Source organism: Streptomyces roseicoloratus (assembly GCF_004117935.1).
In the GTDB taxonomy this organism is placed as follows: domain Bacteria; phylum Actinomycetota; class Actinomycetes; order Streptomycetales; family Streptomycetaceae; genus Streptomyces; species Streptomyces roseicoloratus.
In genome coordinates, this window is record NZ_SDOY01000109.1 from 1 (window position 1) to 9,782 (window position 9,782).

At 66.9% G+C, this 9,782-nt stretch carries 3 protein-coding genes and 1 pseudogene; 2 read left to right on the forward strand and 2 right to left on the reverse strand.

Annotated elements, in window-relative coordinates; all coding sequences use genetic code 11:
• Nucleotides 1-240: 240 nt before the first annotated feature.
• Together ESG85_RS12495 and ESG85_RS12500 are read left to right on the forward strand one after the other, a co-directional pair.
• Nucleotides 241-7,494, forward strand: coding sequence for a ricin-type beta-trefoil lectin domain protein (locus ESG85_RS12495; protein WP_246094957.1), 7,254 nt, complete (start codon nt 241-243; stop codon nt 7,492-7,494).
• Between the two features lie 102 nt (nt 7,495-7,596).
• Entirely contained in the window at nt 7,597-7,911 is a 315-nt protein-coding gene (locus ESG85_RS12500) for a barstar family protein (RefSeq protein WP_246094958.1), read from the forward strand.
• 222 nt (nt 7,912-8,133) lie between these two features.
• Here the strand turns inward: ESG85_RS12500 and ESG85_RS34955 are convergent.
• Both ESG85_RS34955 and ESG85_RS36905 read right to left on the reverse strand, forming a co-directional pair.
• Nucleotides 8,134-8,601, reverse strand: a pseudogene (locus ESG85_RS34955) (IS5 family transposase); the annotation flags it as partial.
• Nucleotides 8,602-8,647: 46 nt separating this feature from the next.
• Nucleotides 8,648-9,714, reverse strand: a protein-coding gene (locus tag ESG85_RS36905; RefSeq protein WP_425471196.1) for an IS630 family transposase whose coding sequence is annotated in 2 segments (ribosomal slippage) — nt 8,648-9,268 and nt 9,271-9,714 — 1,065 coding nt in all. Because the reading frame shifts where the segments join, the coding sequence is not laid out codon by codon here.
• Nucleotides 9,715-9,782: the final 68 nt, after the last annotated feature.

The following is a 9,782-nucleotide window of genomic DNA, read 5'->3' on the forward strand; positions in this document are numbered from 1 at the left end:
CAGTGGATGTGGGGGGTTCGCATGTCCTCGTCCGGTTCGGGACGCCTGTTTCGCCTGCCTGTCAGAGGAAGGGCAGGCTCTGCCGACTCCCTGTGGCGGTCCCGTGCCGCGTCGCGCGGCCGGGTCCGTCCCCGCGGGTTCGGCTGGGCCGTGTCCGCAGCCCTCGTCGCATCACTGCTTCCGACGCCTGCCTGGGCGTTGCCACCGGACGTTCCCCGGGACGGTGTGACGCTGCCGCCGGTGCAGGAGACGGACTCCGCTCCCGCCGACGAGCAGCAGATCGAGAGCCACGCGACCTGGTCCGGCACCCCAGCCGAGCCGCCGGCCGAGTACGCGCCGAGATCTGTGGCGCCGCTGGCGACGGCCACGGACTCCGTGGACCTCAGCGGTGTCGGCGACGGCCTCCGCCCGGTCGGAAACCTCCCGGTCAGCCTCGGCAGAGCCACCATGGGCACCGAGACCACGGCGCCGGAGCCGTCCGGCCAATGGGAGGTCGAGGTCAAGCCCGAGGAGGCTACGGAGGCCGAGGCGCTCAACGGCGCCGTCATCAAGGTGACCCCTCCGCCCACCGGCTCCACTCCTGTCGACCTCGAGCTCGACTACAGCCGGTTCCAGGACCTGTACGGCACCGAGTGGGCGACCCGTCTGCGACTTGTCCAGCTGCCGGAGTGCTTCCTCACCTCGCCCGAGCTCGACGAGTGCAACGTCCCCGTCGACGTCCCCAGCACGAACGATCCCGTGGCGAAGACCATCCGTGCCACGGTCGACCCGGCCGAGTCCCCGGTGCAGGGCTTCTCCACCCAGTCCGGGGGCGGGCCCACGGTGCTGGCCGCCACCGACTCCGGCGCGGGCGCCGGCGGCACGTACCGGGCCACGTCACTCTCGGCGTCCGGTACCTGGACGGCCGGCGGCAGCGGAGGCGGATTCTCGTGGAGCCATCCGCTCACCGTGCCCGCGCCCCCCGCGGGCCCCGCGCCCAAGATTGCCTTCAACTACTCTTCCCAGTCGGTCGACGGCAAGACCTCGGTGTCCAACGGCCAGGCCTCCTGGATCGGCGACGGCTGGGACTACCACCCCGGCTACGTCGAGCGCCGCTACCGCACCTGTTCCGACGACCTCACCAACGGCAACAACAACAACGCCACGGACAAGAAGAAGTCCGACCTGTGCTGGGCGAGCGACAACGTCGTGCTGTCCCTCGCCGGCTCGACCACGGAGCTCGTCCACGACGGAACCCGCTGGGTGCCCGCGAGCGACGACGGCTCGAAGGTCGAGTACCTGGACGCCGCGGGCAACGTCAAGACGACCGCCCAGAACGCCGCCTACGGCAACGAGCACTGGCGGGTCACCACTCAGGACGGAACCCGCTACTACTTCGGCCGGAACGACGTCGACGGAAGCGTGGGCTCTCGTCCCCTGACCAACTCCGTCTCCAAGGTGCCGGTGTTCGGCAACCAGAGCGGTGAGCCCTGCCACCAAGCCACCTTCGCCGGCTCCTCGTGCCAGCAGGCTTGGCGCTGGAACCTCGACTACGCCGAGGACGTCCACGGCAACGCCATGGTCATCGACTGGAAACAGGAGACGAACCTCTACGCCCGCAACGGCAAGTTCAAGCCCGCGGTCAGTTACGACCGCGCCAGCCACCCGACGCAGATCAGCTACGGCCTGCGGGCCGGCAACCTCGGCGGCGCTCCGGCCGCACAGGTCGTGTTCGCCACCGGCCAGCGCTGCCTGCCCGGCGGCATCGTCAGCTGCAGCGACACCGAGTTCGACTCCAAGAACTACGAGGACAAGCAGCCCTGGTGGGACACGCCCTCCACGCTCCACTGCAAGTCGACGACCACCAACTGCTATGTCACCTCACCGACCTTCTGGAGCCGGCTCAAGCTGAACTCGGTCACCACGAAGGCACAGCGCACGACCGGTTCGACAGAGCTCTCCGTCGTCGACATCTGGACCCTGCAGCACTCGTTCCCGCGCCAGCGCACCGAGACGCACCCGCCGCTCTGGCTGGAGTCGATCAGCCGCACGGGCCATGGGGCAGCGGGCAGCAAGACGAGCGCGCCGCTCGCCGTCTCCTTCCTCCCCAACATGCAGAAGGACATGCCGAACCGTGTGGTCACGGGGCCGAACGACCCCACACCCGGGTTCAACCGACTGCGCGTGGAGACGATCCGCACCGAGACCGGCGGCGAGATCCAGGTCGAGTACTCGGATCCCTGCCTCCCCTCGAACATCCCCGCCTCTCCACAGGCGAACAGCACCCGCTGCTTCCCGGCCAAGTGGTCTCCCGACCCCGAGGTGGAGAACCCGCGGATTGAGTGGTTCAACAAGTACGTCGTCAAGAGCGTCACCGAGAAGGACCGCGCGGCGAGCCAGCCCGACGTCAGGACGACCTACGACTACGAGTCGACCGGTGGCAGCCGCGCCTGGGCCAAGAGCACCGACGAATTCGTGAAGCCGGAGCTCCGCACCTACGACCAGTGGCGCGGCTACGACAAGGTGACCGTGAAGAAGGGCATCACGGTCACCCCCGACGAGGCCGGCTCCCCCACGACGGAGCAGTCGCAGACCGTCACGCGGTACCTCCGCGGAATGTCCGGCGACGGATCCGGTGAGATCACCGGCGCACAGGTGAAGGTGTCCTTCAAGAAGGCCGACGGCACCAGCCAGGAAGTCGAGGACCTGCTGCCCTTCCAGGGGCGTGCGGTGGAGACCATCACCTACACGCGTGCCGGCGGCACCGAGGCCGGGCGCGAGGTCGGCCTGCCGACCGCCACCACGACCGCGACCCGCAGCCGGGGAACCGGCGTCCCGGCTCTCAGGGCCTACCGCGTCGGGACCGAGTGGTCCCAGTCCATTGAGACGCTCAGCGACGGCACCACGCGGACGAAGGTCAGTGACCCGACGCACGAGACCACGTACGGCCTGCCGGTCTCCAGTTACACGTACACGCTCGGCGCCGACAAGGTGACGAAGTCGGACGAGATCTGCGCGAAGACGACGTACGTCCACAACACGGCCGCCCACCTTATCGGCCTGCCCTCGCGGGTGAGGGCGACCGTCGGTACCTGCGCGGCGGCCGCTACGGCGACCGGCAACCAGATCATCTCCGACGTCCGCACCTCCTACGACGCGCTGAACGCCTTCGGCACCACGCCCACCAAGGGCCTCCCCCGCCAGGTCGACACCGTCGACGAGGACGGCATCGACTGGATCACCTCGGCCCGCACGGACTACGACGCCCTCGGCCGAGTCACCAGGGTGCTGGACGCGGAGGACAACGCGACCACCACCACCTACAACCCCGCCACCGGCCCGGCGTTCCAGATCACCGTCACCAACGCGCTGGGGCACGCCACCACCACCGCGTTCGACCCGGGCCGCGGCACCGCCCTCTCGGCCACCGACGCCAACGGCCGCAAGACCGTCAGCACGTTCGACGAGCTCGGCCGGGTCGTCGCCGTCTGGTCGCCGTCGCGCAACCCCGACAGCGACAGCCCCTCGGCCCGTTTCACGTACCAGGTCGACCCTGACCGCATCCCCGCGGTGACGTCGGAGACCCTCCGCGACGACGGTTCGTACGCGGTGTCGGTCGCCCTCTACGACGGTCACCTCCGTCCCCGCCAGACGCAGACCGACGCCGTCGGCGGCGGCCGGATCGTCACGGACACGCTGTACAACGCCAACGGCACCGTCGCCAAGACCAAGAACGGCTACCACGAGGAGAGCGCGCCCGAACCCAAGCTGTTCTTCCCGGACGAAGGCTTCACCGACTACGACGTGCCCAACGCGACGGAGACGTCGTACGACGGCCTCGGGCGCCCCGTCCGCACCGTCACCGTGCACAAGGGATCCCGGCAGTACTCGAGCACGCTCGAGTACGGAGGCGACTGGACACTGTCCCGCATCGGCATGTCCCCCAAGGGCACCACGCCGCTGAGCGGAAGCCGCGCGGTGAAGACCTGGACGGACGCGGCGGACCGCACGGTCAAGGTGGAGCACTACACCAAGACCGATCTGACCGCGGCTCTGAAGACCACGTACGACTATGACGCCCGCGGCAAGCTGGCCACCGTCACCGACCCGGACGGCAACGGCTGGAGCTACGCCTACGACGTTCGCGGCCGCCTCAAGACGACCTCCGACCCTGACATGGGCGCGGCCGAGTTCGGCTACGACGACCTGGACCGGAAGGTGTGGTCGAAGGACAGCCTGCAGCGCACCCAGCACACCGTGTACGACGCCCTCGGCCGGCAGACGGAACTCCACGACGACGCCGAGGGCGGCCCACTCGTCGCGAAGTGGACGTACGACAGCCTGCCCGGCGGCAAGGGGCTGCCGGTCGCGTCCACGCGGTACAACGACGGAGCCGCGTACACCAGCGAGGTGACGGGCTACGACACCGAGTACCGCCCCACCGGCAGCCGGATCACCATCCCCGACGTCGACAAGGTCACGACCGGCCTCGCCGGCACGTACACCTACGGCAACACCTACACCCGCACGGGCAAGCCCCAGTCGGTGACCCTTCCCGCGACGCCGGGCGGCCTCGCGGCGGAAAAGGTGATCACCCGCTACAACGCGTCGGGCGCGCCGATCATGACGTCCGGCCTCTCCTGGTACACAGCCGACGTGATCTACGGCCCGCAGGGCCAGGTCATGCGGACGACCTCGGGTGAGAGCGGGCGCCGCGTCTGGACCACGAACGAGTACGACGAGTCCACGGGCCGGGTCACGAAGACCCAGAACCACCGGGAGGCCGCACAGCCGAGCCTGGTCTCCACCCAGGAGTACGGATACGACACGGTCGGCAACGTCACGTCGATCACCGAGACGCAGCCGGCGGCGAAGATCGACCTCCAGTGCTTCTCCTACGATCCGATGGGCCGCCTGGTCCACGCCTGGACGGGTAAGACCGGATGCCCCGCGGCCACGACGGGCGAGGGCGCGGGCCCGAACCTGACGCAGGTCTCGACCGGTGTGGATGGGAGCGGCTACTGGCACTCGTACGCTTTCGACACCATCGGCAACCGGACGTCCCTGACCGTCCATGACCTGACCGACGCGACGCTCGACGACACGTACAGCTACACGTACGGCAAGAAGGTCGGCACGGAGGAGTCGGAGCTCGTACAGCCGCACACGCTCGTCCAGGCGGACGCGAAGGTCGTCACCGGCACCGCCGCCTCCCCGAGTTCGGTCGAGTCGATCTCCACGTACGCCTACGACGCGACGGGAAACACCACCCAGCGGGTCATCGGCGGAGACACCCAGAACCTGACGTGGGACCGGCGCAACAAGGTCACCTCGGTCTCCGGATTCGGCAACGGGGGAGGTGCGCTCGTCAACCCCGAGTCCGGCAAGTGCCTGGACGTCCCGCGCGGCAACACGACCGACGGCACGGCGCTGCTGCTGTGGTCCTGCAACGGCGGCAAGAACCAGGAGTGGAAGGCATCCGGCGGCACCCTCACGTCGCTGGGCAAGTGCGCGACGGTCAACGGCACGGCGCTCGTGCTCTCGACGTGCGTGGAGAAGAACGCGGCTCAGCAGTTCGTCAGCCGGCCGGACGACAAGTCCCTGTACAACCAGGCTTCCGACAAGTGCGTCGTGATCACCGGCACCGACTACCCGGACGGTGCGAGCATCCAGCTCGCCTCCTGCGACCAGTCGAACGCACAGAAGTGGACCCCCGGAGACACGACGACCTACCTGTACGACGCCGCGGGCAGTCGCCTGATCGAGAACACGGCGACCACCCGCACCCTCTACCTGGGTGACTCCGAGATCACGGTCGACTCGGCGGGCAAGGCGCTGAACGCACGGCGCTACTACGGGCAGCCGGGCGCGCCGACGACGGTGCGGAACACGGGCGGCAAGGCCACGGGCCACCAGCTCACGGTCATGCTCGCGGACCACCATGGGACCTCGACGACGTCCATCGACCAGTCGACCGACCAAACCGTGACCCGCCGCTACTACGACCCCTACGGCAACCCCCGAGGCGCCGAACCCACGGCCTGGCCCGACCGCCGCACCTTCCTCGGCACCGGCGTCGACGACTCCACGACGGGTCTGACCCACATCGGCGCCCGCGAATACGACCCGACGCTCGGCCGCTTCCTGTCGGCGGACCCGATCATCGACATCACGGACCCGCTCCAGATGAACGGGTACACGTACGCGAACGGGAGCCCGGTCACCAAGAGCGACCCGACGGGTCTTATTTCGATGGATTGCTGGCAGGGCTTCGCAAATTGTCAGGGCGGCAAGGAAGTCAGCGCCACGGACAAGGGTAAGAAGGGGGCGCTTCCGAGTCGGGACGAGCTTCTGTTCGAAAAGGTGAACTTCATCCTTGACGCGATCGTCGCGCTTGAATCGGGACCGCCGAAGAAGTGGCCGCGTAACAATTTCAGCGTGGGCGGTAAAAAGGTCGCCCAGATGATGGCCAAGTTTGATCCATCAAACGGAAGCGTGACGGACCAGCTATCTTTTAAGATGTGGGCGGCTGGTGCGTCGAACGAGGAGATCGAGTACTTTCGGAACAATTATTGTAAGTTCGTCACGTGCTATTCACCTCTGGAAGCAGCGCTCGCCGGCACCAATGTTGACTCGCCTCTCTACGACAAGACCACAGGGCAGGCCTTGGGTGAGGCGTTCGCTGCCGGTTTGGCGTCACGTACCGGCCCCCAGCAGTCACAGGGCAGATGCCCTAACAGCTTCGTCCCTGGAACCGAAGTCCTGTTGGCTGATGGTTCCAGCAAGCCCATAGAAGACTTGCTCCCCGGCGACGAGGTTCTGGCTACCGACCCCGAGTCGGGTGTAAATCGAGTCGAGACCGTTACTGCTGAGATCAAGGGCCAGGGCCATAAACACCTGATCAAGATCACCGTCGACGTAGACGGCGCAGCAGGCGCGAAGACGGCCCGCATAACCGCAACTGACGGCCACCCGTTCTGGGTCCCGGAGCAGGGTGAGTGGGTCGACGCGACTGACCTCCAGCCTGGCGACTGGCTGCAGACCAGCGTGGGTACCTACGTGCAGGTCGCCGCGATCGAGCGCAGTACGGTTCGAAACGGAGTTGTTTACAACCTCACTGTCAGCAACCTCCACACGTACTATGTGCTGGCGGGGCAGACTCCGGTCCTCGTTCACAATAGCAACTGTCCGATAGTAGCGCGGATTACTCCCGGGTCTCTCCCTCCGGCAGAAGAGGCTGCTCTTGGCCGCACGTTGAGTCATATTGACGCGGGAACAGTCCCTACTGGTCCGACCGCAAGGAGATGGGGCATTCCATTTAGGAATCGCGAAGGGAATTTGCCTGGCGGACAGGGGAGCAGCTCTCCCTACCGCGAGTATCGTGTGGAGCCGCCACCCGGCACTCCAGGGGCTGGCCCTCTTCGCGTGGTCCGCAACGATCAGACGGGTGAGACGTACTACACGTGGACTCACTATGGCGATTCTGGAGATCCGGCATTTGTTCAGGTTCGGTGATAGGGCGTGACGGGTTTTAAGTCAGGGCTTACGTGGGTCCGTGGTGATGAAATCTATTGTCTTGCGAGTGGTCTCGCCCGACAGGGTTATCGCGTGTACTCCATGACCACTGCCGGGGGTGCGGGTGGTCGCGCGGCATTCTTCAACGCCGTTCGCGCGGCACTTCCGCTGGATCCCCCGGTAGTAAGCTCGCATAGCTTGGACGCGCTTTCTGATTCCCTCTGGGGCGGGATCTACTCAACCGATGATCAGAAAATTGCGATCATTTGGGAAGACTCGTTGCGCTTTTTCGAGGATTCCCCGAAGGAATTTGAGGATGCGTGTTCGGTCCTGGCTGAAGTCGCCGAGTCTCTAGCTGATGAGGCGTTTACGGTCGGACGCCCAAAACAGGTTCGTGTCTTCGTTTCAAGAGAGTAGTTCTTGGCTGAACCTGAGCACAGCGCAGCTCCGATGGTGGCTCCTTCACTGCATGTGATTGCTGGCCGCCGACCGATGTGATCATCTCTGGAGGGTGACAGGCTGAGATCCTGTGATGCGGGTTCTCCTTGCGCCCGCACCAAACCTCAGCTTCTCCGCGCAATGAATATGGAGCCCGGCCGGAAGTCCTTCCGGCCGGGCTCCATAGAGCTCGTAACACGATCATGAGTTGTGGTTCTTGAGACGTCTCCAGCAGATGAGGCTGCAGGCGAGGGAGATGAAGGCGTCGTGGACTTCGGTGCGACGTTCCCAGCGGACAGCGAGGCGTTTGAACTGGTGGAGCAGGGCGAAGGTCTGCTCCACCACATAGCGGAGCTTGCCCAGGCCCTCGATGTTCGGGGCACCCCTGCGGGAGATCACCGGCAGGATCCGGCGCTTGCGCAGTGCACGGCGGTTGGGGTCGGAGTCGTAGCCCTTGTCGCCGAGCAGGGCTTCGGGACGCCTGCGGGGCCGGCCGGGGCGTCCGGCGACGGGCGGGATGCCATCGACCAGGGCGAGGGTCTGGGTGACGTCGTTGACGTTGGCCGCGGTGGTGATGACCTTCAGCGGGGTGCCGCGTCCGTCGCAGATCAGGTGGTGCTTGCTGCCCGTCTTCCGCCGGTCGACCGGCGACGGACCGGTGTCGGCTCCCCTCTCGCGATCTACTGAGGTTGAACTCGTGGTGTCGTGCTGCTGATCAGGCGGGCCTGATGACCAGACCGGTCTCGGCGAGGCAGCCGTCTATGAGGTGGCTGCGGTACTGGATGTGCCGTAGGCCGCGTCGGATGCGTTGGACGAGGTGTTCGGGGGTACTGAAGGCGACGTTGGAGAGCCAGCCGCGCCGTAGCAGTGACCAGATCCCTTCGACGGGGTTGAGGTCGGGTGCGTAAGGCGGCAGGTAGTGGATGGTCAGCCAGTCCTGGGCTGCCGCCCATTCCCGCAGGTCGGCGGCTTTGTGGACGTTGAGGTTGTCCCAGACGAGCACGATCGGGCCGCCGAGCTGCTGGTGGGCGGCGATCAGCAGGTCTCGGTAGTCGCGCCAGGAGAAGCTCTTGCGTCCGTCGCGTCGGCCGTCGTCCCGGCGGGGCCGGTAGATCAGCCGGGACCGGTGCCCGGGTTTGTAGCAGGTCAGCGCGGCGATCGATACTCGTCTACGGGACCGGCCGCGGACCCGCACCACCGGGGTCCGGCCGCGCTGGGACCAGGTCTTCGCATGCGGCGGCGTCATGGAGAATCCGGCTTCGTCCTCGAAGACGAGCCAGGCTCCGCGCGCCGCCGCGAGTCTTCCGCGCAGGGCCACACCTCCTTGACCCATCCGGCCACCGCCGCGTCGTCCCGCTCCATCGCGCGTCGGGCCGGCACCTGACAGGACCAGCCGTTACGCACCAGCAGCTTGCGCACACCCTGAATCGTGTAGGTCAGGTGGAAACGCCTGCCGATCACCGTCTTGACCCGCGCCAGCGTCCACCGCTGGTCCTCCCAGCCATGCGAGGCTGGCCCCTTGGCAAGCTCCGCCTCCAGCTGAGCGAACTGCTTCTCGCTTAGCCTCGGCAGCGACGCCGGCCCCTGCGACCGCAGAGCCCGCGGACCGCCCTCATCCCACGTCCGCCGCCACCGCTGCACAGAGCGGACGCTGACCCGCAGGTCCTTGGCGATCACCGCACTCGCCTCGCCCTGGGCGAACCGCTCTGCGGCCTTGAGCCGTAACCCCTCGCGGAACTGCTGCCGTTCGGCGGTCAGCCCGCCCCCTTGTGGATACCGCATGCCTCCGGTGATACCGCAGCAGACGACCAGCCGTCAGCCCCTGCGACACCACGAGTTCAGCCTCAGTA

Coding starts and splice junctions, on each gene's coding strand:
- ESG85_RS12500 (WP_246094958.1), top strand. CDS start 7,597: ATGACCACTGCCGGGGGTGCGGGTGGTCGCGCGGCATTCTTCAACGCC.